General features: G+C 65.4%; 23 protein-coding genes. 4 read left to right on the plus strand and 19 right to left on the minus strand.

All coding sequences use genetic code 11. The features are described 5' to 3' along the window. Positions 1-42: 42 nt before the first annotated feature. The 6 genes from ACI1V7_RS00840 to fliF form a co-directional block, all read right to left on the minus strand. The gene (locus ACI1V7_RS00840; RefSeq protein ID WP_404529898.1) at positions 43-1,422 is read right to left on the minus strand and encodes a flagellar hook-length control protein FliK; all 1,380 of its coding nucleotides are present in this window, start codon (positions 1,420-1,422) and stop codon (positions 43-45) included. Positions 1,423-1,489: 67 nt separating this feature from the next. Next, positions 1,490-1,933 carry a flagellar export protein FliJ gene (gene fliJ, locus ACI1V7_RS00845; protein WP_404529899.1) on the minus strand — a complete coding sequence of 148 codons (444 nt, stop codon included), beginning with the start codon at positions 1,931-1,933 and terminating at the stop codon, positions 1,490-1,492. 37 nt (positions 1,934-1,970) lie between these two features. Next, on the minus strand, positions 1,971-3,287 hold the full coding sequence (fliI, locus tag ACI1V7_RS00850; RefSeq protein WP_404531517.1) for a flagellar protein export ATPase FliI: 1,317 nt from the start codon (positions 3,285-3,287) through the stop codon (positions 1,971-1,973). A 158-nt stretch (positions 3,288-3,445) separates the two neighbouring features. Then, positions 3,446-4,174, minus strand: coding sequence for a flagellar assembly protein FliH (gene fliH, locus ACI1V7_RS00855; RefSeq protein WP_404529900.1), 729 nt, complete (start codon positions 4,172-4,174; stop codon positions 3,446-3,448). Then, positions 4,174-5,175 carry a flagellar motor switch protein FliG gene (fliG, locus tag ACI1V7_RS00860; protein ID WP_404529901.1) on the minus strand — a complete coding sequence of 334 codons (1,002 nt, stop codon included), beginning with the start codon at positions 5,173-5,175 and terminating at the stop codon, positions 4,174-4,176. Before fliG ends, fliH begins: the two co-directional genes overlap by 1 nt. Beyond that, positions 5,172-6,860, minus strand: coding sequence for a flagellar basal-body MS-ring/collar protein FliF (gene fliF / locus ACI1V7_RS00865; RefSeq protein ID WP_404529902.1), 1,689 nt, complete (start codon positions 6,858-6,860; stop codon positions 5,172-5,174). The genes fliG and fliF overlap by 4 nt, the downstream gene beginning before the upstream one ends. A 197-nt stretch (positions 6,861-7,057) precedes the next feature. Between fliF and fliE the strand changes: the two genes are divergently transcribed. From fliE to ACI1V7_RS00885, 4 genes are all read left to right on the plus strand, one after another. Further along, positions 7,058-7,471 carry a flagellar hook-basal body complex protein FliE gene (fliE, locus tag ACI1V7_RS00870; protein WP_404529903.1) on the plus strand — a complete coding sequence of 138 codons (414 nt, stop codon included), beginning with the start codon at positions 7,058-7,060 and terminating at the stop codon, positions 7,469-7,471. A 162-nt stretch (positions 7,472-7,633) separates the two neighbouring features. Next, complete coding sequence (locus ACI1V7_RS00875; RefSeq protein ID WP_404529904.1) at positions 7,634-8,905, plus strand: paraquat-inducible protein A; 1,272 nt, start codon at positions 7,634-7,636, stop codon at positions 8,903-8,905. Next, entirely contained in the window at positions 8,898-10,526 is a 1,629-nt protein-coding gene (locus ACI1V7_RS00880; protein ID WP_404529905.1) for a PqiB family protein, read from the plus strand. Before ACI1V7_RS00875 ends, ACI1V7_RS00880 begins: the two co-directional genes overlap by 8 nt. Then, positions 10,523-11,170, plus strand: a complete 648-nt coding sequence (locus ACI1V7_RS00885; RefSeq protein WP_404529906.1) for a PqiC family protein — start codon at positions 10,523-10,525, stop codon at positions 11,168-11,170. Before ACI1V7_RS00880 ends, ACI1V7_RS00885 begins: the two co-directional genes overlap by 4 nt. A 96-nt stretch (positions 11,171-11,266) precedes the next feature. On the opposite strand, the gene ACI1V7_RS00890 is transcribed toward ACI1V7_RS00885, so the two are convergent. The 13 genes from ACI1V7_RS00890 to ACI1V7_RS00950 form a co-directional block, all read right to left on the minus strand. Continuing rightward, positions 11,267-12,025 (minus strand): flagellar brake protein, encoded by a 759-nt coding sequence (locus ACI1V7_RS00890; protein WP_404529907.1) that lies wholly within the window; start codon positions 12,023-12,025, stop codon positions 11,267-11,269. After that, positions 12,009-12,377, minus strand: a complete 369-nt coding sequence (locus ACI1V7_RS00895; RefSeq protein WP_404529908.1) for an EscU/YscU/HrcU family type III secretion system export apparatus switch protein — start codon at positions 12,375-12,377, stop codon at positions 12,009-12,011. Before ACI1V7_RS00895 ends, ACI1V7_RS00890 begins: the two co-directional genes overlap by 17 nt. Then, a complete protein-coding gene (gene fliK, locus ACI1V7_RS00900; protein WP_404529909.1) occupies positions 12,364-13,527 on the minus strand; it encodes a flagellar hook-length control protein FliK in 1,164 nt (387 codons plus the stop codon). The genes ACI1V7_RS00895 and fliK overlap by 14 nt, the downstream gene beginning before the upstream one ends. 17 nt (positions 13,528-13,544) lie before the next feature. Beyond that, positions 13,545-13,874: a flagellar protein FliT gene (locus tag ACI1V7_RS00905; RefSeq protein WP_404529910.1), complete on the minus strand. Its 330-nt coding sequence runs from the start codon at positions 13,872-13,874 to the stop codon at positions 13,545-13,547. A 12-nt stretch (positions 13,875-13,886) separates the two neighbouring features. Next, complete coding sequence (fliS, locus tag ACI1V7_RS00910) at positions 13,887-14,339, minus strand: flagellar export chaperone FliS (protein ID WP_404529911.1); 453 nt, start codon at positions 14,337-14,339, stop codon at positions 13,887-13,889. A 23-nt stretch (positions 14,340-14,362) separates the two neighbouring features. Beyond that, positions 14,363-17,008 carry a flagellar filament capping protein FliD gene (gene fliD / locus ACI1V7_RS00915; RefSeq protein WP_404529912.1) on the minus strand — a complete coding sequence of 882 codons (2,646 nt, stop codon included), beginning with the start codon at positions 17,006-17,008 and terminating at the stop codon, positions 14,363-14,365. 173 nt (positions 17,009-17,181) lie between these two features. After that, entirely contained in the window at positions 17,182-17,532 is a 351-nt protein-coding gene (locus ACI1V7_RS00920) for a flagellar protein FlaG (RefSeq protein ID WP_404529913.1), read from the minus strand. A gap of 88 nt (positions 17,533-17,620) precedes the next feature. Next, positions 17,621-19,087 (minus strand): flagellin N-terminal helical domain-containing protein, encoded by a 1,467-nt coding sequence (locus tag ACI1V7_RS00925; RefSeq protein ID WP_404529914.1) that lies wholly within the window; start codon positions 19,085-19,087, stop codon positions 17,621-17,623. 247 nt (positions 19,088-19,334) lie between these two features. After that, positions 19,335-20,570, minus strand: a complete 1,236-nt coding sequence (gene fliB / locus ACI1V7_RS00930; protein WP_404529915.1) for a flagellin lysine-N-methylase — start codon at positions 20,568-20,570, stop codon at positions 19,335-19,337. An 88-nt stretch (positions 20,571-20,658) separates the two neighbouring features. Next, positions 20,659-22,266, minus strand: a complete 1,608-nt coding sequence (locus tag ACI1V7_RS00935) for a GGDEF domain-containing protein (RefSeq protein WP_404529916.1) — start codon at positions 22,264-22,266, stop codon at positions 20,659-20,661. Positions 22,267-22,391: 125 nt separating this feature from the next. Next, positions 22,392-23,039, minus strand: coding sequence for a response regulator (locus tag ACI1V7_RS00940; protein WP_404529917.1), 648 nt, complete (start codon positions 23,037-23,039; stop codon positions 22,392-22,394). Next, on the minus strand, positions 23,036-24,526 hold the full coding sequence (locus ACI1V7_RS00945; RefSeq protein ID WP_404529918.1) for a sensor histidine kinase: 1,491 nt from the start codon (positions 24,524-24,526) through the stop codon (positions 23,036-23,038). Before ACI1V7_RS00945 ends, ACI1V7_RS00940 begins: the two co-directional genes overlap by 4 nt. Before the next feature lie 27 nt (positions 24,527-24,553). Further along, a complete protein-coding gene (locus ACI1V7_RS00950; RefSeq protein WP_404529919.1) occupies positions 24,554-25,174 on the minus strand; it encodes a hypothetical protein in 621 nt (206 codons plus the stop codon). Positions 25,175-25,240 lie beyond the last annotated feature (66 nt).

Genomic DNA, 25,240 nt, shown 5'->3' on the forward strand with positions numbered 1-25,240 from the left:
ACATGGTGCCCACCCTACGGCTGCATCGGAGCCGCTACGGCTTCACGCAAAGGTATCGACCGCGCCGCGGCCGCCGCTGGCGACGCGGGCCGGACGGACCGTGGCTTCGCCGACGATGGCGCCGTCGTCGCGGCCATTGCCGTTGCCGCCGCGATTGCCACGGCCGAAGCCGCCGTCATTGCGCGCCGACTGGTCGCGCGCCTGGCTGCCGTCCGGCATGCCGGCGTTGACGGTGGCGTTGCCCAGCGTGATGCCGCTCTGGTCCATCATCTCGCGCAGGCGCGGCAGGGCGTCCTGCAGGGCCTGGCGTACTTCCAGCTCGTTCGACGAGAAGGTCACGTTGGTCTGGTCGTTGCTGACCGACAGCACGACCTGCATCGGGCCCAGGTCCGGCGGGTTCAGCGTCAGCGAGGCGGTCTGCTCTTCGCTGCCGACCATGTAGACGACCTTCTGCCCGATCTGGTTTTCCCAGGCCGTGGTGCCCACGCGCGCCGTCAGCTGTTCGCTGGCCGCGGCCGCGGCCTGCACGGCGGCCAGCGATGCCGGCTGGGCCGGGGCCAGTGCCGCGGCGGCCGGGGCCGCTTCCTTCTGGGCCGCGAGCAGGGCGGCGTCGCGCGCCTGCTGCAGCGTGAATTCCACTTCCGGCTGGGGCTGGCCTTCGGCCTTGGCGGCGCCCTGCAGCGCGCGCAGGTCGATCGCGCCATCCTTGCCGGCGGCGCTGGTGATTGCAGCGCCCGGGGCGCCCGCATCCGCGCCGGTCTTGGCATCGGCACCGAGGCCGGCGCCGGCCGCCGCCAGCGCCGGGTTCTTCGGCGTACCGGTGGCGGCGAAGGCCTTGCCGCCGTCGGCGCCCGTTTCCTTGGCCGTCGACTTGAGGGCCGCCTGCAGAGCGGCCAGCTGGCCGGCGTCGCTGCGCTTGCCGCGCGCGCCGTTCAGGGCATCCCAGGCCTGGCCCGCGGCATCCGCCGCGGCGCCCTTGCCGGTCGCCGCCTCGTCGGCCGGCTTCTGCAGGCTGGCCATCAGGGCAAGCATGGCGCTGGCCGCATCGGCCGGCGCTGCGCTGCCGTCGGCCGCGTCCTCGTCCTGGGCCGCAGCCTGGTCGGCGGCGTCCGCCTTGCCGGCCTCGTCGGCCTGCTGGGACTGGGTGGTCGCATCGGCGGCGCTGGCCTGGCTGTCGGCTTGCTTGGCATCGTCCGGCTGGGCCGGCTTGGCGGCTTCCTGCGGCTTGCTCGCCTGCTGGGGTTTGGCCGGGGCCGGGGCCGGGGCCGGCGCCGGAGCGGGGGCCGGCGCATTGCGCTCCATCTCGTTCGACAGCATGGCGCCGAACTGGGCGCCGTCGCTGGCGTTGGCGCCGCCATGGACGGCGTTGCGCTGGCTGGCGCTGCCGGTGGTATTGAGCTGGATGGGGAGATTCGTCTGCATGGTGTGTCGCCGCGGTGGTATCGCTCGTTGATCGGTACTAAGTTGATCTGTACTAAGTTGATCGGTACTAATTGCTGTTGCGGCGTGCCGAACGCGCCGCGTAGTCGTCCATCATTTTCTGGTCGCGCTTGTTGTCCAGCGCGAGCGCCTGGGCCGCCGCGCGCTCGGTCAGCGTGCGGTAGGACAGGCGTTTCCGCTCGCTTTCCTGCCAGGCCTTCTTTTCCTTCTCGGCCTTGCGCTGCGCATGCTGGATCACCTCGGCCTGGCCATTCACGGCCGCGTCCAGCTTGTCCAGGAAGGCGACGAAATTCTGGCGCGCGAACGGGGTGATGCCGGCCACCATGGCCGCGTCCAGCCGGTTCGCATAATCGTCGCGGTAGCCGTGCAGCATTTGCAGCTTCTGCTCCGCGTCCTCGACCGCCTTCATGGCGGCGGCCAGGCGCTTGGCGCAGGCGTCGGATTCGCGCTGGGCCAGGTCGATGAGTGTTTCGAGAGCGGACATGGTGGACATAATGAGGCCCAGTATATGCCCAGCTGCAACTTTTCAATCAGTCGAATAGCGAGGTCAATTCCCCCAAGCTCTGCAGCATGGTCGTGTTGTCGTGGATTTCCTGGCACAGGAAGCCCTCGATGCGGTCGTGCAGCTTGATCGCCTTGTCCAGCACCGGGTCGGAGCCGGCGGCGTAGGCGCCCACCGTGATCAGGTCGCGCGAGCGCTCGTAGCGCGAGTACAGCTGCTTGAGCTGGCGCGCCGCCATCTGGTGCTCGCGCGACGTGATGTTGTGCATGGCGCGCGAGATCGACTGCTCGATGTCGATGGCGGGATAGTGGCCGGCCTCGGCCAGGCGGCGGTTGAGCACGATGTGGCCGTCCAGGATGCCGCGCGCCGCGTCGGCGATGGGATCCTGCTGGTCGTCGCCCTCGGACAGTACCGTATAGAACGCCGTGATCGAGCCGCCCCCCTCGTGGCCGTTGCCGGCCCGTTCCACCAGCACGGGCAGCTTGGCGAACACGGACGGCGGATAGCCTTTCGTCGCCGGCGGCTCGCCGATCGCCAGCGCGATCTCGCGCTGCGCCATTGCGTAGCGGGTCAGCGAATCCATGATCAGCATGACGCTTTTGCCCTGGTCGCGGAAATGCTCGGCGATGGCGGTGGCATACGCGGCGCCCTGCAGGCGCATCAGCGGCGGGGAGTCGGCCGGCGCGGCCACGACGGCCGAGCGCGCCAGGCCTTCCGGACCCAGGATCTGCTCGATGAATTCCTTGACCTCGCGGCCGCGCTCGCCGATCAGGCCGACGACGATCACGTCGGCCGTCGTGTAGCGCGCGATCATCCCCAGCAGCACCGACTTGCCGACGCCGGTGCCGGCGAACAGGCCCAGGCGCTGGCCGCGGCCCACGGTCAGCATGGCGTTGATGGCGCGCACGCCCACGTCCAGCGTCTCCGAGATCGGCACGCGGTCGAGCGGGTTGATGGGGCGCGCGTTGAGCGGGCCCATCTCGGTGGTCTCGATCGGTCCCTTGCTGTCGAGCGGGCGGCCGGCGGCGTCGACGACGCGGCCCAGCAGGCCCCAGCCGACGGGCAGGTGGCGCGCGCGGTCGGCCGGGCGGCGGCGCGGGTGCGCCACGCTGCCGGGCTTCGGGATCGCCGGCTCCACCGGAAACACGCGCGAGCCGGGCACGACGCCTTCGACGTCGCTCTGCGGCATCAGGAACAGGCGCTCGCCCTCGAAGCCGACCACTTCGGCCTCGATCCTTGCGCCCGACGCCACGGGAATCTCGCAGGCGGCGCCGACGGCCAGCTTGATGCCCACGCATTCCATCACCAGGCCGGCCACGCGCGTGACGCGGCCCGAGACCTGCATCGGCTCGACGATGTCGAGCACGTTGCCGCAATCCTTCAGGTAGGCCTTCCAGCGGCCCGTGTGGCGGCCCGTGTGGCGGGCCGGGTCGGCGGCCGGGCCGGGGTCTTCGCCAGCGACGTGGCCAGCGAGGTGGCCAACTGCGTCGGCGGGCACCGCGCTCACTCCAGCCACTCCGTGTCTTTGCCCAGCGCATGCGCCAGGCGTTGCCAGCGCTGCGCGACCTGGGCGTCGATCTGGTTGCTGGCCGTCTCGACGCGGCAGCCGCCGCGCGCGATGTGCTCGTCCTCGACGATGCGCCAGCCGCCCGTCTCGAGCTCGTGCGCCATGCCGTTCTTGACGATGGGGACGTCTTCCGGATTCAGGAACAGGATGGCGGGGTGCTGCAGCGTGGGCAGGTAGTCGATCGCCTCGCGCACGATGGGGATGATCAGGTCCGGCTTCACGTCGAGCGCGATGCGCACCATGTTCCTGGCCAGGTTCAGCGCCAGTTCCAGCACGTCGTGCGAGATCGCCTCGTCGGCGTAGGTGACGGCGTCGCCGAAGCTGGCCGCCAGTTCCTTCAGGCGCGCCGCTTCCTCGGCCGCTTCCGCGCGGCCCTGGGCCAGGCCGTCCTGGTAGCCGGCGTCATGGCCGGACTGCAAGCCCTCGGCGTGGCCCTGCTCGAAGCCTTCCTGGCGCGCCGCCTCGTGGATCGCCTCGATTTCCTCGATGGTGGGCAGGGGAATGGCCGGCGCAGCCGGTTCCGGCGGCGGAGGAGGGGGCGCGGCGGCGGCGGCCGCCGCCGCTTCGGCGGCGCGGCGCTGGGCCACGGCGCTGGGACGTTCGTCGCCGAACGACGTCATCTCCCAACGCTGGTAGGCGGATTGCGATTCTTTCGAGATAGCCATTAAATGAACGAGTCTTCACCTTTGCCGCCAAGAACGATCTGGCCTTCGTCGGCGAGGCGGCGCACGATTTGCAGGATCTGCTTCTGCTGCGATTCTACTTCGGACAGGCGCACGGGGCCTTTCGATTCGAGATCCTCGCGCATCATCTCCGCCGCACGCTGCGACATGTTCTTGAAAATCTTCTCGCGCAAGTCCTGCGAGGCGCCTTTCAGGGCGATGATCAGCATCTCCGACTGCACCTCGCGCAGCAGCAGCTGGATGCCGCGGTCGTCGATGTCGATGATGTTGTCGAACACGAACATCTCGTCCATGATCTTTTGCGCCATGTCGTTGTCGTAGTTCTTGATGTTTTCCATCACCGAGCTTTCCTGGTCGCCGCTCATGAAATTCAGGATCTCGGCCGCGGTACGCACGCCGCCCAGCGAGGACTTCTTGATGTGCTCGTTACCCGACAGCAGCTTGGTCAGCACGTCGTTCAGCTCGCGCAGCGCGGCCGGCTGCACGCCGTCCAGCGTGGCGATACGCAGCACCACGTCGTTGCGCAGGCGGTCGGTGAAGTGCGACAGGATCTCGCAGGCCTGGTCGCGTTCCAGGTGCACGAGGATGGTGGCGATGATCTGCGGGTGCTCGTTGCGGATCAGTTCGGCCACCGACTGCGAGTCCATCCACTTCAGGCTCTCGATGCCGGACGCGTCCTTGCCGCCCAGGATACGGTTCAGCAGCACGGCCGCCTTGTCGTCGCCCAGCGCCTTGGTCAGCACCTGGCGGATGTATTCGTCCGAATCGAGGCCGACGGTCGACTGCAGGTCCACGCGTTCGCGGAACTCGGCCAGCACGGTGGTCACTTCCTCGTGCTGCACGGCCTTCATCTGCGCCATCGCGGCGCCCAGCTTCAGCACTTCGCGCGGGCCCAGGTACTTCATGACCTCGGCCGCTTCCGACTCGCCCAGCGCCAGCATCAGGATGGCTGCCTTGGTGGTGTCCTTGTCCTTGTCGCTCATTGTTCAGCTCCCAACCATTCCTTGATCACGTTCGCGACGATGCGCGGGTCGTTTTGTGCGAGGCTCTTCGCCATGTCCAGATTGTTCTTGTAGAGGATCACTTGCTTCTCTTCTTCCGCCTGGCGTGCCAGCTCGGCTTCCTCTTCCGGATCGGGTTCCGGTTCCGGCTCGGGTTCTTCCGGCTCCGGCTCTTCCGGCATCTCGACCGCCTTGTCGAAGGTCTTCATCACCGGCTTCAGGATCGGGCGCAGGATCCGGTAGTACAGGAAGGCCAGCACCAGGGCGATGAACAGGTATTTCGCGATGTCCTTGGCCAGCGGCAGGTTGGCCGGGTCCTTCCACCAGTCCGGTCCCAGCTCGGCCGGCTTGTCGACGCCGTCGAACGGGGCGTTGGTGACGTTCAGCGTGTCGCCGCGCTGCTGGCTGTAGCCCATCGCCTGCTTGACCAGTTCGTTGATCTGGGCCACTTCGGCGGCCGTCAGGGCCTTGATCGACACCTTGCCGGTGGCCGGGTCGACGATGCGGCGGTAGTTCACCACCACGCCCACGGTCAGGCGCTTGATGCCGCCCATCGGCTTCTGCTCGAAGCGCAGGGTCTTGTCGACTTCGTAGTTGGTGGTCGAATCCTTGTGCGTCGGCGCCGTGCTGGCGGCCGGCTGGGCCGGCGCGCCGCCTTCGATCGGCGCCGTGGCCACGCCCGGCGGCTGGTTCGACAGCGCGCCCGGCACGCCGGACGGATTGGCGCTGCCCGGACCCGTCGATTCCGACGTCTGCTGGCTGCGGATCGCCTGCGGCTCCGGCGGCGAATTCGGCTTGTACATCTCGGCGGCGGTATCGACCTGGGCGAAGTCCACTTCGGCGGTCGCTTCGGCGCGCACGTTGTTCTGGCCCACCAGCGGGGCGATGATCGACTCGACCTGCTTGACGATGTTCTGCTGCAGGGCCTCGACGTACTTCAACTGGTTCGGATCGAGCTGCTTGCCGGCCTTGTTGGCGGTGTCCGACAGCAGGGCGCCGTTCTGGTCGACGACGGTGACGTTGGCGGCCGTCAGTTCCGGGATCGACGAGGCGACCATGTGCACGATGGCGTTCACTTGCGACTGGTCCAGCGCGCGGCCCGGCTGCAGGTTCAGCAGCACCGACGCGGTCGGCTTCTGCTGGTCGCGCACGAACACGGACGGCTTGGGCAGCGCCAGGTGCACGCGTGCCGAGCTGACGGCCGACAGCGCCTGGATCGAATTGGCCAGCTCGCCCTCCAGCGAACGCTGGTAATTGACCTGCTCGACGAACTGCGAGGTGCCCAGCTTCTGGTTTTCCAGCAGCTCGAAGCCGACGTTGCCGGCGCGCGGCAGGCCTTGCGAGGCCAGCTTCAGGCGCAGGCTCGCCACCTGGTCGGCCGGCACCAGGATCGCGGTGCCGCCATCGGAGAACTTGTACTTGACCCCCATCTGGTCGAGCGACGCGGTGATCGCGCCGCCGTCGCGGTCCGTGTAGTTGGAGAACAGGACGCGGTATTCCGGCGCCGAGCTCCACAGCCAGATCGCGGCGACGACGGCCAGCACCAGGGCGGCCGCGCCACCGGCGACGACCTTCTTGCCCATCGGGGTTTCCCAGTACTTCGGCTTCGGCGCTTGTGCGCCGGCATCGATGTCGCTGTCGAGAGTAGGATCCGCTACGGTTGCCATGTTCAAGGTCGGAAGGAGGGTGTGTTTGGTATGGACGCCATTATGGAACCGTGCGGCAACATTCAAAGGGCCGAATAAGGCCATGTTTACCGCACTTCTCCCGGGCAACATTTTACCGCCGGCTGCTATTCTGGAAGCCTGAAACCGGTGCGTGGACATTCCTGCCACGCACGCTGCAAGCTTTTGGGAGGCACTCTATGAATATTGGCGGCATCGACAGCAGCCGCATCGAAGCGATGATGGCGCAGCTGAAGGCGGCGGCCACCAAGCCGTCCGCGGGCGCCTCCGCGGCCGGCGGCGCCGGCGCGGCGGGCGCCACGGGCGGCGTGGGCAATATCGGCGGCATCGGCGGCATCGGCAAGCCGGGCGCGGCCGAGTCGTCCAGCAAGGTCAGTTTTTCGGACGCCCTGAAGGCCCAGCTCGACAACGTCAGCAAGGCCCAGCTCGGCGCCGAGGACATGGGCAAGCGCTTCGCCTCGGGCGACGATTCGGTCAGCCTGTCGGACACGATGATCGCGATGCAGAAGGCCAGCATCAGTTTCCAGGCCACCGTGCAGGTACGCAACAAGCTGGTGTCGGCTTACCAGAGCATCATGAACATGCAGGTGTGATTGTCCGGCCTTGGACTTTCGGCCATTGCGGCTCGTAATCGTGCGCATTAGCATCCGGGAAACTGGTCATAATAACAAGACCAGTTTCACTCATTGCGCCGGAGTTGCCTTGCCATTCATATCCTCGAATCACCCGTCTCCCCTTGCCCTGGCAGTCACTGCATGAGGGAAGGGGAGTCGATCGCCTGCCACGACTGCGGCCGCCTGCACGGGTGGCATGCCCTGCGGGCGCACGAACGGGCCCGCTGCACGCAGTGCCGCCGCGAGCTGTACCGCTGGTACGCGACGGGGCCGGCCGTGCGTCCTTCGTCGATCGTGGCCGTGACGCTGGGCGCCATGCTCGTCTACCTGATCGCCCAGTGCTTTCCCATCGTGTCGCTGGAACTGTCCGGCCTGTCCACCAGCGTGACGCTGCTCGAAGCCATCGGCGTGCTGTGGCGCGAGCACATGCAGGTCATCGCCGTGATGGTGTTCTTCTTCGCCTTCGTGTTTCCCGCCCTCGAGTTCGGCGCCCTGCTGTACGTGGCGGGGGGGCTGTGGCGCGGACGCCGCGTGCGCGGCTTCGACGCCTGCCTGCGCACCGTGCAGGCGGCGCGCCACTGGGCGATGACGGAAGTGTTCATGCTCGGCATCCTGATCACCGCCATCAAGATGACGAGCCTGGCGCGCGTCGTGCCCCATCCGGGCCTGTTCGCCTTCGGCGCGCTGACCGTCCTGGCCGCCCTCGTCATGCGCTTCGAGCCGCGCTCGCTGTGGGCGCTGGGCGACCGCTACCTGCGCAAGGACCCCTACCGACCGGTGGCCCGGCCGCCCGGCGGCGCGCTCGTCGCCTGCCATGCCTGCGGCCTCGTCAATGCCACGGCAGCGGGCCCGGAACACGGGCAACGCTGCGCCCGCTGCAGCGCGCGCCTGCACCGGCGCATCCCCAACAGCATCGTCCGGACCTGGGCGCTGCTGGCCGCGGCCGCGCTGCTGTATATTCCCGCCAACATCCTGCCCGTCATGGTGACGGAGACACTGGGCAGCGGCGCCGAGGGCGACACCATCATGAGCGGCGTGGCGCTGTTCTGGAACACGGGCTCGCCAGGCCTGGCCATCATCATCTTCGTCGCCAGCATCGCCGTGCCCGTCATGAAGCTGCTGGCGCTGGCCCTGCTGGCCGCCACCGCGCAGTGGCGCTCCACCTGGGCGCCGCACGGCCGCACCCGCCTGTACCGCGTGGTCGAATTCATCGGCCGCTGGTCCATGCTCGACATCTTCGTCGTCACGCTCACGGTCGCGCTGGTGCGCTTCCAGCAGCTGGCGACCATTACCCCGGGACCGGGTGCGCTGGCCTTCGGCTGCGTCGTCATCCTCACCATGATCGCCTCGGCGCAGTTCGACCCGCGCCTGATCTGGGATCCCATCGAACCGAACGGAGAACACCATGCATGACGAGGAAGGCGGGAACGCCGCTTCCCCCCCACCGGCGCCGGCGGCGAAACCGCCATCGCCGGAAGTCGACCGGCCCAGCCGCTGGCTGCCGTCGCTGGTCTGGCTGATCCCCGTGCTGGCCGCCATCGTCGGCGCCGTGCAGGTCGCCAACTGGATGACCAACAAGGGCCCGAAGATCACGGTCAGCTTCAATACGGGGGAGGGACTGGAGGCGGGCAAGACCAAGGTCAAGTTCAAGGACGTGGACATCGGCCAGGTGACGTCGGTCAAGCTCGGCCCGGACGGCGCGCGCGTCGTCGCCACCATCGAGATGGCCAAGGAAGCGAAGCGCTTCGCCGCCGAGGACACCCGCTTCTGGGTCGTGAAGCCGCAGATCGGCGCGAGCGGCATATCGGGCCTGGGCACGCTGCTGTCCGGTCCCTACATCGGCGCGGCGCCGGGCAAGTCCGGCGTGACGAAGTCCGACTTCACGGGCCTCGAGAATCCGCCGCCCGTGCCGCCCGGCCTGAAGGGGCGCGAATACCGCCTGCACGGCGCCAACCTCGGCTCGCTGTCGGCCGGCTCGCCCGTGTACTACCGGCGCATCCGCGTGGGCCAGGTGGCGACGGCGGAACTGGACCGCGACGGCGACGGCGTCGACCTGTCCGTCTTCATCGAGGAACCCTATGTCGGCTTCGTGGGCACCAATGCGCGCTGGTGGCATGCGAGCGGCGTCGACGTGCGCCTGGACGCCAGCGGCTTCAAGCTCAACACGCAGTCGCTAGCGGCGCTGGCCACGGGCGGCATCTCGTTCGAATCGGAAAACGGCAGGAAACCGGCGACCCCGGCGCCGGCCGGCACCCGGTTCGTGCTGAGCGCCGACCGCGCCGCGGCGCTGCGTCCGCCCGATGGCCCGGCCGTGACGGCGGTCCTGTATTTCAACCAGTCGGTGCGCGGCCTGGCGCCGGGCGCGCCGCTCGACTTCCGCGGCATCGTGCTGGGCGAGGTGCGCAGCGTGGGCGTGGAATTCGACCGCGCGCGCAAGGACTTCCGCATGCCGGTGACGGTGGACATGTACCCGGACCGCCTGGGCAGTGCGTTCGTCGAGAACTACGGCGAGCGCGGCCGCCTCGACATCCTTGCCCGCATGGTGGGACGCGGCCTGCGCGGCCAGCTGCGCACGGGCAACCTGCTCACGAGCCAGCTGTACATCGCGCTCGACTTCTTCCCGAAGGCGCCGAAGGCGGCGCTGTCCGAGCGCGGCGAGGACATCGTGCTGCCGACGGTGCCGGGCCAGCTCGATGAACTGCAGAGCCAGCTTTCCAGCATCGCGGGCAAGCTCGACAAGATTCCGTTCGACGACATCGGCAAGAACCTGAACGCGACGCTGGTGCAGGCCAATGCGCTGCTCAAGAACCTCGACGGCAAGGTCTTGCCGGAGATGCAGCAGACGCTGGGCGAGGCCCGCAAGACCTTCGCCAGCGCACAGCACCTGCTGGAACAGGATTCGCCGCTGCAATCCGACCTGCGCCAGGCGCTGCAGGACGTGTCGCGCACCATGGAGTCCCTGAACAACCTGGCGGACTATCTGGAACGCCATCCGGAGTCGCTGATCCGCGGCAAAGCGAAGGAGAAGAAATGACTGTTGTGACCATCCTGCGCCGTCTGGGCCTCGCCGGTGCGGCCGCCGTGCTGGCGGCTTGCGCCAGCACCCCGCCAGACCATTTCTATACGCTCGGCGGAGGCGGCGCTTCCGTTGCCACGCCTGCGCCGGCCGCCAACCCCGTCTACATCGAAGTGATGGGCGTCGTCGTGCCGGCCCAGGTGCGGCGCAGCCAGCTCGTCGTGAGCGAAGGGCCGGGCCGCGTCGACCTGCTGGAACAGCACCGCTGGGCGGCGCCGTTGTCCGACGAGATCGGCCGCGCGCTGTCGCTGAAGGTCAGCGCCGAGCTGGGCGCCATCGACGTCTACCGCACGCCGGTGCCGGCCGGGGCGACGACGTACCGGATCAGCACCAACGTCCAGCGCTTCGAGTCCGCGCCGGGATCGTATGCATTGATCGACGCGACCTGGAGCGTGCGGCAGGGCACGACCGATGCGGTGCTGACGTGCCGCAGCGTGTTCAAGGAAGCGGTGGGGCCGGGCTACGAGGCATTGGTGGCGGGGCACCGGGCGGCGCTGGACAAGTTGGGGGCGGCGATTGCGGCGGCCATCAGGGAGCAGGCGCAGCGGGGCAGCCGCACGGATGCGGCGGTGAAGACGCTGGCGCCGATTTGCAGTCGGTAAGCCGAACGTCGCCCCTGCGCAGGCAGGGGCCTAATTTTGTACGCGTCGCCGCTGCGCACGAAAATTGGGCCCCTGCCTTCGCAGGGGCGACGCGTGTCAGGCTAGGCCGGCCAGCCTGGCGTTGCGCTCGCGTTCCAGCTTCGTGATATAGCGCTGCACGCCGGCCAGGTTGCCGCGCGAAATGTCGACGAACTGGCAGCCCAGGCGCCGCGTCGTCTTGTTGTTCAGCAGCGTCATGTCCAGCGAGTTGCGGATCTGCAGCGAGCAGGTGACGGGGCCGATCTCGGGCAGGTCGATGCGGCAACCGGCCAAGGTGGCGCCGACCGTGGTGCCGAGGCGGTGCTGGTTGTCGAGGATGGCGATGCCGCCCACGCTGATGTCGCCCAGCGGGAAGCTGGCGGTGCCGCCGCCGAGGTCGGCGGGCAGCGGGATCGTCGCCATCACGGGCGTCGAGACGGGGGTGGGCATGCGATAGTACTCGCGCCGCTGCAGGCGGATCAGGCTCTTCGGGATGTCGGCGCGCAGCGCGCTGCCGCCCTGGTAGGCGATCTCGCTCAGGTTTTCCAGCGCGAACAGGATGCGGATCTTGTCGAGCGAGGTTTCGCAGCGCACCTGGTCCGCCGCGACGATGCGCTGGTTTTGTTCCAGGTTGACGGAACGGTCGATGACGACGGTGTCGGTGTCGGGATCGACGTTCAATAGCGACGTCACGCAGACGTCGTTCTCTCCCTTGACCAGCAGGCGTACCAGCTGGTTCTTTTCGGCGATCTGGCGCAGCAGCGCGACGATCTCCCTGCGGGACTCGACTTCGTAGTCGTGCCAGGCTGCCAGTTCGGCATCAGTGATTGCTTGCATCGGTTCCAACCGGTTTTTCTTGTGGGGGCAGGAGGTGCGCCGTATCCGGAGGCGGGGGAGCGGCCTGGCCGGTAGCTTGCGCGGACTCAATATAATATAACCATGCCAGTAGTTCGGCAATGGCGCGGTAAAGGCCTGGCGGAATCTGCTTGTCCAGGTCGACCTGCATCAGCAGGGACACGAGTTCCTTCGATTCGTGCACGAACACACCGGCCTCCTTGGCGCGCCCGATGATCTGCTCGGCCACCAGGCCGCGGCCCTTGGCCACGACCTTCGGCGCCGGGTCGCCCGACCCGTAGGCGAGGGCGACGGCCGTCTGTTTTTTCCGTGCTTCCTGTTCAGGGCTGCTCATCGGCGGCTTCCCCGGGCGGCGCGGATGGTAGGGATGGCGCGGCCTTGATGGCCAGCGTCGACAGCGGCGTGCCGGCCGCCGCCAGGGCGTCGCTCAGGCGTTCGCGCGCGGCCTGCATCGCGTCGCCCGCTTCCCGGCTGGCGGCGTCGAGCTGGATGTGCAGCTGGTCGCCCGACAGCACGACGCGCGCCGCGATCTCGCCCAGCGCGCCGAAGCGCAGGCGCAGGCTGCTCTGCCAGGTGGGCGCCGCTTCGCCGCCGTCCCGGCTGCCGCCGCCATCGCGGGCATCGCGTTCATCGCGCTCGACTTCCCAATGCAGGTCCTGGCCCGGCCACAACTGGCCCTGCCAGGCGACGCGCCCCTGTTCGTGCGCGTTCAATTGCAGGTTGATGAACTGGGCCGTGGCCGGATCGGTGGGGGCCGGCGTGCCGCGCGCCTGCGGCTCGGCCGCCAGGTCGCCCAGCGTGCGTGCGCCCTGCGCCCAGTCGGCCACGTGCGATTCGTAGAACAGGCCGCTCTTGCCCAGGCCGTCCTGCAGCGCCGCGGCGATCCGGCCGGCGTCCGCGCTGGCGGCCGGCAGCAGGGGCGTGCGGCCCAGCGCCGCCGTCGCCTGGGTCTCGGCCTTCTGCGCGGCGGCGATGACGTCGCCGAGCGCCTTGCCTGCCGTGCTGATCGAGGCATTCGCGCCGTCGGCCGCGCCACCCGGCACCCTGGCCAGCGTCTGCGCGCTCGCGAGCAGGGCGGCCGTGCGCGTCATTGCGGCGGCCGCCTTGCCCTCCAGGTAGGTCAGCGGCGCATGCGCCGCGGCGCCCTGCGCGTCGGCCGCGGCGGCTTCCACGAACGCGGGCGTGCCTTGCTGGGTCTGGACCTGGAAGGTGGGACGGGGGTGGATGGCGACGAGCGTCAGCGGCACCTGGGTGCCCGGCTGCGCGCCGTTCGGCAGCGGCATGCGCGCCGCCATGTCGGCCACGCGCACCATGAAGCTGCCGTCGGGGAGTTTCGACAGCACCTCGGCCTGCATCGACTGGCCGAGCATGACCGAGAGCGCGCGCTGGAAGTCCTGCTGGCGCGGATCGGCGACGCCCTGCGTCGCCGCGACCGGTGCGGTACGGGCGACCTGCGGAATGGACAACTGGTCGCGCGACAGCATGGTTCAGGAAGAAGGGCTTACAGGCCGTAGGCGCGCGCCAGGCGGCGTTCGGTCTGGTTGTTGTTCATCAGGGCGGACAGGTTGGCCATCCACGGCTGCGTCAGGTCGCGGATCTTGCGGTCGACGGCCATCATCTTGCGGATCGCATCGACCTTGCGCACGCGTTCCTGGCCGGCGAGCGGCTGGCCGTCGCCATTGTCCTTCAGCTGGCGCACGCAGGCGGCGCACTGGTGCTCGAGCTGGACCAGGCGGTCCCAGTCGTTGCTGCTGGCCGCCGCCAGCATCTGGTCCGTGATGCCGACCATCGCTTCATACACCGAGACCACTTCCTGTCCGTTCATCATCATGGCGTGTCCCAATCAAGCGCTCACGAGCGTGGCTGCTTTCGGCATCGGCGACGGCGCGACGACCGGTTGATTCACCTTCTCGCCGATCTGCACCCAGGCGCCGCGCAGGTCCGCCAGCAGGCCGTGGATCTCGTCGAGGATGGCGACGTCGTTCTTGATGTTCGCGTGCAGCAGGCGGCGGCTCATGTAGTCGTACAGGGCGTCCAGGTTGGCCGCGATCTCGCCGCCGGCGTCGCGGTCGAGCGAGGCGCGCAAGCCGTTGTCGATGATCGTGATCGCCTTCGAGATCGCCTGGCCCTTGGCGGCGATGTTGTTGGCGGCGATATTCGTCTTGGCGCTGAGCAGCGCGACCAGGGCGCCGTCGTACAGCATGATGATCAGTGCGTGCGGCGAGGCCGAGGCGATACCGGTCTCGAGGCCCACGTTGGCGTAGGCGTTGACGCCGCGTTTCATGGTTCCAAACATCTTGGTTTCTCCGTGATTCAGTGTTAGCTGTTGGCGGCGATGGCCGCGAGTTGCTGGGTCAAATAACTTTGCGTGCTTTGCATCGACTGCAGCATGGTGTCGAGTGCGGTGAACTGGGCGCGGTAGCGGGCTTCGATCGCGGTCAGGCGGTCGCTGAACTTGTCGCGTTGGTCGGCCACCGATTTGATGCTGGCGTTGATGCCGTCGGTCTTGCCCTGCAGGAGACTGCCCTTGCCGGTGAAGGTGGCGGCCAGGTTGGTCAGCTGGTAGGCGTAGCCTTGCGAAAATGTGACGCTCCCGCGATCGCCGACCGTGCCACTCTTAATGGTCAGCTGAATCCCGTCTGCTGCTGATCCGCCAGCAGCCGTCAATGTCTGGCCGTTGCCGGTCGCGGCTACACCGCCGATCGTACCTTCGACATCGCTGCCTTTGACTGCAGTTGCACTGCCGAAAATTTCGCTGACCGTGGTGCCAGTAAGGCCCGAGATGGAGATGTTCGACATTTCCCCGAACTTACTGGACGATAATTTCAATTTACCCGATGCGTCCACTGACGTCTCGACAGTATCACCAGCGCCGGAGAATGTCGTATTGCCGTTGATCGACGCGCGCAGAATGGCTGCCAGTTGTGTGTTGTCGTAGGTGCCTGCAGGGATAGAAATATTCTGGACTTTGCTATCGGTCGCGGGATCCGTCTGGTTCAGCGTGACAGTCCAAGTAGTGTTCGATGCAATCTTGGTCGAGCCGGACAAGGTATTGGTACTCGTCAGTGATCCCTGTGTCGCCATCTTGGTGATGTTGACGGCATATTCGCCGGGTTTCGTTGCCGAGGACGACTTGTCGAACGTTATTCCGCCATCGCTGGCAGAACCCATCGCAGCGAATAATCCTCCGATGTCGCTGAAATTGTTCGTGATCGCATTATTTAACTTGGTCGAGTCCACGGCGAGGCTACCGTCCTTTTGGAAGGAAATACCTACCTGGCTGAGGTTGGTCAACTTGCCACCAAGACCTTCGACGGTAGTGCTGAGCTGGCGTCGCAGCTGCGTTTGGATCGAACGTACAGAGGAGTCGCCCTGTAGTGCGCCACTGGTCTTGGTATCTGCGTTGTAGCTAGTCAGGCCAGCGATCGTCGAGTTCAAGGTATTGTAAGCCTTGACGAAAGCGTTGATGGAGTCGGATACGCTAGTCGTATCCTTGGCAATCGTCAGAGTGCTGCTGCCGAGTGACGAAATGTCCAGACTCACGCCTTGGATGGCGTCGCTCACTGTCGTGCCTTTGCTGGTGACTTCGATGCCGTTCATGGTCAGCTTCGTATCCTGGGCACCACTGGTCTGCGTCAAGCCTTGCGTGCCAGCGGGATCGTAGCCCATCAGCGCAGCGACTGCGGGGTCGGCAGGTTGGCCGTCAACACCGTCAACACTGATCTTCATCGACGACTTGGCGCCGGTGGCATTCGAGGTGACGACGAGATGGTAGGGATTGTCGCCACCGTCCGAGACAATGGTCGCGGTCACACCGATATTTGCCTTATTGATGGCATCGCGGATTCCCTGCAGCGACTGATCCTTAGCGTCCAGCGTAACCGTGCCCATGTTCTGCGAGCCATCCTGGCTGAAGCCTGCACCGATATAGCTGCCGCTGCTGCCGGCTTTGAATCCAGCAGCAGAAGGGTTATTTCCACCAATAACAATCTGGCTTCCATCCGCCGAACTAAGCGTAACGCCGGCGGTGGCCGTGGTCGAGGAACCCTTATTGGCGTTGCCACTGGCCTGTCCAATACCACCGGTGACATCACCCGTGACGGTTTCAGCGACGTTGATGTTCGATCCGTCTGCAGCGATGAACTGAAGATCGCCATTTGCAGCCGAGCCAGTCACCGTGATATTGGCTGCTGCAAGTGCATTCTTGGTCGCGCTGCTGGCCAGAGAGCTGTCGATGCTCGCGGCGCTAACGGTTTCTCCGTCCTGCGCTGAGCCCAATTCGACGCCGCCAACCGACAGCTTGTAGCTGCCGCCACTGGCGACGGCCACGTCGCCGAAGGCCTTGAAAAGGTCACCGGCCGTGGTCGTGGTGCCGACTTTGGCGACGACGCCCGTGGTATCACTTTCATTGTTGATGACGGCAGCCAGATCACGAGCGCTGCGTGTCGTGCCAGACGTGGAGATGGCGGTGCCGTTGATCGTCAGGGAGCCGCTGGGAATGCCGGAAGAAGCAATGCCGAGTGCGAGTGCGGTGCCAGCCGTGCCGAAGGTTCCGCCCGTGACGCTGCCGAACTGGAACGTCAGCGTAGTCTTAGCCCCTGCCCCGATCATGGCACTGGTACTCGCTTTACCACCGGTGACAAGGCTCTGTGCCTGTGCAAGCTGCGTAACATTGATCTTGTACTTGCCCGCAACCGCGCCGGTGCTGGTGGAAGCCGTCAGCACATCCTTGTTACTGGCGGCAGCCGAAAGTGCGCTGAATGTCGACGTGGAGTTCAACGAAGTAAGCGCTGCCTGGAAGGTGCCGACAGCTGCGCTGACCTTGCCATAGGCGGACAACTTGGCTTGGTACCCAGCCGTCTTCGTATCGTAATTGTTGAGCGGCGCGGACTCGGCCGCCATCAGCTGGCTGACGAGGCTATCGACGGGGAGGCCTGAGCCAATACCGGATGAACTGAGTCCCACTTCTTTCTCCTGTGAAAGCGATAATGTAAGTCATTAACGGCAGCGGCAATTCGTACTTGAGAGCAGGAAATCCCATCCAATTCAAAATCGAACGGTTGAGCTGGTGCCGGAAAAGAAAAAGCCGCTGGCGCCTCAAGGGCAGCAGCGGCTTTCCAATGCGGTGTTGCCGGCAATCAGGCAGTCTGGTTGATCAACAGGCCACGCATCTTGTCGAGCGACTTGGCGATTTCCAGCGCTTCCTTCGACGGCATCTGGCGCACAACTTCCTTGGTATCCTGGTCGATCACCTTGACGACGATGTCCTTCGTGTCTTCGTCGATCGAGAATTGCAGGCTCTGCGCGGAGCCGAGCATGGATTCGTTGAGCTTCTTGACGGCATCGGACACGTCCTCGCGCGATGGTTCAGGACCCTCGCTCTTGGTTTTGCTTGCTACGGAAGACACAGCGCCTTGCTGGTCGACAGCCTGAGACGGGCGCTCTTCGATCTTCGTCGTAACGGGCGAACCAACGGGTTGGATATTCATTGTTGAGTTCCCTTAGCAAAAATTCCTCGGCTGAATTTCTTCAGCCGAGGAACCGATTACTGCACTAAAGTGTGGCTGGATTCAGCGATTAGCCACGCAGCAGCGACAGGACGCCGTTCGGCAGCGAGTTTGCCTGGGCCAGCATCGAGGTACCAGCTTGCTGCAGGATCTGGCCGCGGGTCATGTTCGCGGTTTCCGAAGCGAAGTCGGTGTCAGTGATGCGGCTCTTCGATGCCGACAGGTTCTCGGTCGAAGTTGCCAGGTTCGAGATTGCCGACGAGAAGCGCGATTGCAGTGCGCCGAGTTGAGCGCGCTGGCCGTTGACGTTCGACAGCGCTGCGTCTGCAATCTTGATTGCTGCCTGCGCGCCATCGAAGGTGCTGACGTCGATGTTGGCGACCGATTTCAGTTCCGAATTCTTGCCACCCAGGCCCCAACCGCTGGCCGTGGTACCGTCTTTCGTCGAGAAACCTTGTTCCGAATCCAGCGTAATGTTGCCTTTGCCAACGCCGGTGGTGTTGGTGGTGTTGTCCAGTACCTGTGCCGAAGCGCTCAGGGTCGTACCGTCTTTCTTGTACGAGTCCATGGTAGCGGTAGCGGTTGCATCGGCCGATTTGTTTTCCAGCTTGATGTCGTTACCGGAAGCGTTCGTCAGCTTCAAGCTCTTCGTGTTGGCATCGTAGGCAGCGGTCACGCCAGTCTTCGCGGTCTGGGCATTGACAGCGCTGATCGCCGACGAGTAGTCGTCTGCGGTGCCGGCCGAACCGACGGTGAACGAAACGCTTGCTGCAGTGGTGTTGTCCGAAGTCAGGTCGAAAGTGAACGACTTGCCTGCGGTCGCTTTCAGCGAGATGTCGGTCTTCGCAGTCGCGGTCACGCCGGTATCACCAGTGACGTTGTTGATTTGCGAAGCCGCAGTCTTGGCGCTGATGTCGGCGTCGAACGTAATGGTCTTCGAGCCTTGGTAGCCGTTGATGGTCAGATCGCCGGTAGCGACTTTGCCATCCTTGCTAACGCCGAGTGCGTCCTTGGTCAGGTTGTTATTGCCGTAGGTCGTCGTGGTGAAGTTCGAGCCGGTCATCGAGATCAGCTGGCCTGCATTGGCGCCGACCTGGAAGTTGGCGGTGCCCATCGTGCCATCCAGCAGCTTGGTACCGTTGAACTCGGTGGTACCGGCGATGCGGTTCAGTTCCGAGGTCAGCTGGGTAACTTCGGTCTGCAGTGCCTTGCGGTCGCTGGCCGAGTTCGATGCGTTCGACGATTGCACTGCCAGTTCGCGAACACGTTGAAGGATGTCGCCCGAGCTTGCCAGTGCGCCTTCTGCGGTTTGTGCCATCGACACGCCATCGTTCGCATTGCGGGTCGCCTGATTCATGCCCTTGATCTGCGAATTCATGCGGTCCGAGATTGCCAGACCTGCTGCGTCGTCCTTGGCGCTGTTGATACGCAGGCCCGAGGACAGGCGCTGGATCGAGGTGTTCAGCGAAGCTTGCGACGACGACAGATTACGTTGGGCGTTCAGGGATGCGACGTTGGTATTGATTACGGATGCCATGTTAGTCTCTCTCGACTTAGGTCTTGCGGGGTGTGGCGACGTGCCACTGGTTCACTTTGGTCTGTCACGCTGTTCAGTGACATTCAAACCGCTGTTGTTTTGGGTAACGGTGCCTTACGGAAAAAGTTTAGGATTTTTTTCGTCTTTTTTCGTTTTTTTTCGCTGCCTTCATATGAAGACAGCGCCAAACGACAGGCCCTGCAGAAACTTGAGGGGCAAACGCGCTTTTTCCTCGAAAAAAAGGTGGTCAGCTTCGCAAGAAGCTATACATTTTTTCCAGGTCAGTCCAACCACTGTCGTATAAAGACTGCATGATGCGGCTGTTGTATGCCGAGTCATGTTGGAAGCGCCGGCAATACACCTGGACGGTAGCAACTAGTGCATCTACTGACGGCAACGCCCCACTGGTATTACATTGTGCGGCCAGCATGAACCGCAGGAGGCCAAAGCGAGCGACCAATGCCACGTAGTCGATATAAATGTCGGATGTGCTGAATGGGAATAAGCGTACGAACAATTCATTGACCAGATAGTTCTCGAGCAGGTAAGGCGCTCCCGCAAGAACCTGGTCAAGACGCTCCAGGCCGCGCACATAGGACGAAACCAATGACTGCGCACTGGTCTGCCCGTTGACGTTCGCACCGAGGTTGGCAGCAATGCTGTCAACGACCTGCTGCTCCTGAACGCGCAGGCCGGTAAAACCGCGCTCGGCCCATAGCGCGGCAAACACGGTTGCCTGTATCGCATGCTGAGGTTGGACTGCTTCGAGCGCAACGGATAGGCTGCCATCTTCGACCGCGTGCGTGAATTTTTCGATGAGATCAGGCGCCGTTGCCTGTCGTTCCTGACGGGCCGCATTGGAAAGGTTTTCGCAAAACGCTCCCAAGATTGCAAGACGCTGCCAAATAGGCAATGCGCGCGATTGCATGACATTCAAGCAAAAGATGCGGATATCGTTCATGAACTCGACCGGAAATCCCTGGCGCATCTTGATCTGGTCGAGGGTGCCATCGCGTATTGCTAGTGGCACTTCGACGAATTCGAAAGCGTCTTCGGCAAGCAGTGCTTGGCGTGCTGCTTCTGGGCAGGATAATGTCAGGCCTTGCTCGACTTGCCCAGCGAACATACGCGTTTTGCGTGGATAGCTGAAGCAGGTATCGGGAAGATAACTTTCGCCGAGTGTCCGATGTACCGAGCACAGACCATCCTGCATCAGGTTGCATTCCTGTGCTTCTCCTCGCATGATCAAGTGCGCATATGAATTCGCGTCGGACGACTGCATTTCACGCTGGACGCTTTGCGCCAGCAGGTCACCCATTCCGGCGTCATCACTTTGGCGGTACGCTTTATAAGTTTTCTTATCAATCCGGATGTACCAACCTGCACAACAGGTGTCTTCGCAGGCAGGACCGATGCAACGGAAGCGTTCGGTGTAGCGCGGCACGAGAGCCGTCAGGTTACGGGTACGATGAAGAATGGCCATGATTGAAAGTCGGTTGAGCTGACGTTTATACGTTTACGCAAAATAAGAAGCGAGAGCACGCAATTCGCCGTGCCCATCCGCGCGATAGTCAATCTGCCACCACCACCCGATTCTTGCCGCTCTGCTTCGCCAGATACATCGCCCGATCCGCCCTGGCCATCAGCGACGCCTGTTCCTCGTTCTGGTGCCGCAACGCGACCCCACAGGAGAAGGTAATGAGCATCTTCTCGTTATCGTGCAGGAAGAAGTGGCGGGTCAGCTCGCGCTGCACCCGCACCATCGCGGCCGTGGCGGCTTCGACCGTCGTTTCGGGCAGCAGGATCAGGAATTCCTCGCCGCCGAAGCGGGCGATCACGTCCATCGAGCGCAGCGTGTCCTTGACCACCTTGACCAGATGGCGCAGGGCGCCGTCGCCGGCGATGTGGCCGTAGGTGTCGTTGAGCTTCTTGAAATTGTCCAGGTCGAGCAGGGCGACGCACAGCGGCGTGCCGCGGCGGTCGGCCCTGGCCGTCTCGCGTTCGAACACGTCGTCCAGGCCGCGGCGGTTCAGGCTGCCCGTCAGCTGGTCTTCGCGCACCAGCTCGCTCATGTGCTGCAGCTTGGCTTCCAGGTCGCGGATGCGCGCTTCGGCTTCCTGCACTTCCTGGTGCGCGGCGAGCATCTGTTCGCGCGAATCCAGCGCCTCGGCCTGCACATGGCGGGTCTCGCGCAGCACTTCTTCCAGCACCTCGTTCAATTCGTCGATGTTCGAGGCGCCGCGGATGCGTTCCGAGAAGCCGCCGATCTTTTCCTGGAAGTCGCCCGTCGACGCCGCCACCGAGCCGAGGCGGTCGATGAACGTCATCATCATGTTCTTGACGGTCGAGCGGACGTCGGCGATGCCGTGCTTGAGCTGGCTCTGCTTGTAGATCACGTCCTTCAGGCTGCGCGTGGCGTCTTCCAGCGCGCGCCCGTCGAGCGGGCCGGAGATCAGGTCCTGGACGGCGGCGATCTGGCCGCGCATCCAGCTGTCGTCGTCCAGCAGTCCGCTGACGTTTTCCAGCAACAGTTTGAACAGGCGCAGCAGCAATTCCTGCTGCTCGCCCAGGTCGCCGCTCTTGAGTTCGATCTGGTAGCACAGTTCCTTCAGGCGCCGCGCGATGTCCTGCAGCGCGTCATCGCCGTGCGCCGTCTTGAGCGCGGCGCCCAGCGCTTCCGCTTCGTTCGCCAGCGGCGACTTGGGCGGCAGCAGGGCGGCGACGGCAAACGTGAGGGTGCGGCCGAGGGCGTCGCGCAGCAACTTGGCTTCGGCGTCCTCGACGCCCAGCGCCATCACGGGGTGCGTGTGGCGGCGCAGGTGTTTTTCCGCCAGCTGCGCCAGCGTGCGCGCGTAGCCGTCCCAGTCGCGCTGCTTGGCGGCCCGGTGCAGGCGCGTGCCGAAGTCGGCCAGCTCGCCGGGCGTCTCCACGAGGCGCGTGGCAAAGCCGGACAGTACGTTCTCGGCGCCATGGTCTGGCGCCTGAGCCGGCTCGGGCGCGGGAGCAGGGGCGGGAACAGGGGCGGAAGCGGGCGCGGGCGCCACGCCCAGGATCTCGTGATAGATGTCGCTGTAGGCTTCGGGCGTGGGCGCGATGCGGCGCAGGGCCAGGCGCTTGAAGGCTTCGCGGGCAATGTCTGCCGGGTTCTGGCCGCCAGGCGGGTTCGTGGTGCTGGACATGATGGACGATGCGACTTCGAATAATTATGTCGCCCATGGTACTGGAAGTTGTAAGACTTGATTCATGGAAAAACCACGGAATTACATCGTAGTCTTGTCCTTACAACTTACGTGTGATCAAAAGATCAATCGACCAGCTGGTTACGGATGGCGTAATGCGTCAATTCCGCACTCGTTTTAAGTTTCATTTTGGATAAGAGTCGCGAGCGGTATTCGCTGACGGTCTTGACCGACAGCGACAATTCGCCGGCGATCTCGCTGACCGTCTTGCCGGAGGCGATCATGGTCAGCGTCTGGTATTCGCGGTCGGACAGGCCTTCGTGCGGGGCCGCCTCGTGGTCGTCGCCGACCTGGGCCGCCAGCACCTGGGCCAGCACGGGGCTCACATAGCGCTGGCCGGAAGCCACCTGGCGGATCGCCGTGACCAACTCGCGCGGCGCGCTCTGCTTGGTCAGGTAGCCGGCGGCGCCGGCCTTCAGCGCGCGGATCGCATACTGGTCCTCGCGGTGCATCGACAGCATGAGCACGGCCAGCTCCGGCTTCTCCTTCTTGATCTGCTTGAGCACCTCGATGCCGTTGCGGTCGGGCAGGGAGATGTCCAGCAGCAGCACGTTGCAGCGCGACTTGCGGAACAGCTTGACCGCATCCAGCCCCGTCTCCGCCTCGCCGGTGACGGCGATGTCGCGCTGTTCGGCGAGGATCTGTTTCAGGCCTTCGCGCACGATGGCGTGGTCGTCGGCAATAAAAACGCGGATGCTGGTCTTGTCGCTCATGCTGTCGTTGTCGAGGGTTGGCCGGCCGCCTGCGGGGCGTCCAGCCGGATCTTCACGGCCACCATCGTGCCGCCGCCGGGGCCCGGCGACAAGGTCAGGGTGCCGCCCAGGGCCCGGGCCCGTTCGCTCATGCCGCGCAGGCCGAAGGACTGCGGCTTGAGGCGGTCGGAAGGCGCGATGCCGCGGCCATTATCGCAGATGGTGAGGAGCAAGTCGCGGCCCTGGCGGTCGAGGTCCACGGTGACCCGGGTCGCCTCGGCGTGCTTGGCGATGTTCGTCAGCGCTTCCTGGAAGATGCGGAACAGGGCGGCCGCGTGGTCCGCGTCGAGCCCGACTTCCCTGGTGTTGCTGCAGAAGATGCAGGGAATGCCCATGCGCTTCTCGAATTCCTTGGCCTGCCAGTCGAGCGCGGCCACGATGCCCAGGTCCAGCATGGCCGGGCGCAGGTCGAGCGAGATGCGGTGCACGGCCTCGATGCTGCGGTCGACCAGGTCGTCCAGATAGCGCGCCTTGTCGCGCAGGGCCGGGTCGTCGGGCAGGCGTTCGACCAGCATCGCCAGCGCCATCTTGATCGCGGTGAGGTTGCCGCCCAGGTCGTCGTGGATCTCGCGCGCGATGCGGGCGCGTTCCTGTTCCTTCACCTGCTCGATGTGCTCGTTCAGCTCGGCCAGGCGCGCGCGCGAGGCGCGGATCTCTTCCTGCTCGAGGCGGCTGGCGGTGATGTTGGTCATGAAGCCGTCCCATTGCGTGCCGTCTTCCAGCGGTAGCGGGGTGGCGCGCAGGTTGATCCACTTGACGTCCTTCCAGGCGTCGATCCAGATGCGGCCTTCCCAGTTCAGCGTGGTCAGTTCGGATTGCGAGGCGGCCAGTTCGTCCAGGTAGTCGTTGCGGTCGTCCGGCAGGATCAGTTCCAGGAAGCGCTGCGGCGCTTCCTGCAGTTCCGCCGCCGACATGCCCAGCAGCGCGCCGCAGCCCTCGCTCAGGTAGGGGAAGGCGACGCGGCCGTCGTCATACTGCACGAACTGGTAGACGAGGCCCGGCGTGTGGTCGACCACGGCGTCGAAATGGGCCTGGTACTGTTCCAGCGCGGTGGCGACGGTGTACACCAGCGCCAGGTCGTCGTCGATCGCCAGCAGCAGGCGGCGGCCGTCGCGCACCACGCGCAGGAAGTGCAGCTTGGCCGGGTAGGTGCCGCCGTCGGCGCGCTGGAACTGGGTGCGCAGGCTGTCGTGGGCCCCGGCATCCTGGCTCAGTCCTTCCAGCAGGTCTTCCAGCTTGCCGCGCTCCAGTTCCGGCGCCAGGTCGAACGGGGTCATCGTGCGCAGCGTCTCGGCGTCGTAGCCCAGGCTGGCCTGCGCGCCGGCGCTGGCGTCGACCAGCAGCAGGTTGGCGGCATCGAACAGGTAGACGTCGGTGATGCCGGATTGCAGCTCGGGGGCGAGGACGGGCGACTGGGCGGTACCGGAAACGGGGAGGTTGAGGCTCATGACGGGCTCTTGGTCGGGAGGGAAGGATCAGCGGCGCCGCGCGCGCCACTGGACGATGAAACGGCGCAGCACGCGGGCCACGTGGCTGCCGTCGCGGCTGCCGAACGTGGTTCCGGGGCGCGCGCGCGAACGGCGGCGCCAGCGGCGCCAGTTCAGCCTGGCGGTGCGCAAGGCGCGCGTCGTCCTGACATAGGCGTTGCTGGCGCGCAGGTAGGCGATGCAGCGGTTCTTGATGCGCATGAAGGAGCCATGGCAGCGCGCGAACCAGCCCACCGCCAGCAGCGTCGGCAGCGTCAGCGCATACAGCCTGGCCACGACGGCCGCGCCGCCCAGCTTGGCGGCGACGAAGCAGGCGACGCCGGACGCCGCATGGCCCTTGGCGATCGCCCACAGGGCCAGCAGCTTGACGGGAAACAGCAGCAGCCCGGGCAGCAGGAAGGCGCACAGGGCCGCGTACGGCGGCAGCTCGCGCACACGCCGTTCCAGCGCGGCCAGCAGCGGCCAGCGCGCGAAAACGCGCGCAAAGCAGCGGGCAACTAGGCGGCATAAGCGCAGGCCGGCGTTCCAGCACCATTCCTCGAGCAGCAGCACGAGGGCTGCCAGGTAGACCAACGGTGCGACAAGGCTTCGTGTGGCGGGGCGAGTCATGCCTGAATGATACGGTAAATATGAAACGCGAACCCGGCCTAGCGTGCTCGCATCCCGGCCGCCCAT

The organism is Massilia paldalensis (assembly GCF_044901715.1).
In the GTDB taxonomy this organism is placed as follows: domain Bacteria; phylum Pseudomonadota; class Gammaproteobacteria; order Burkholderiales; family Burkholderiaceae_D; genus Telluria; species Telluria paldalensis.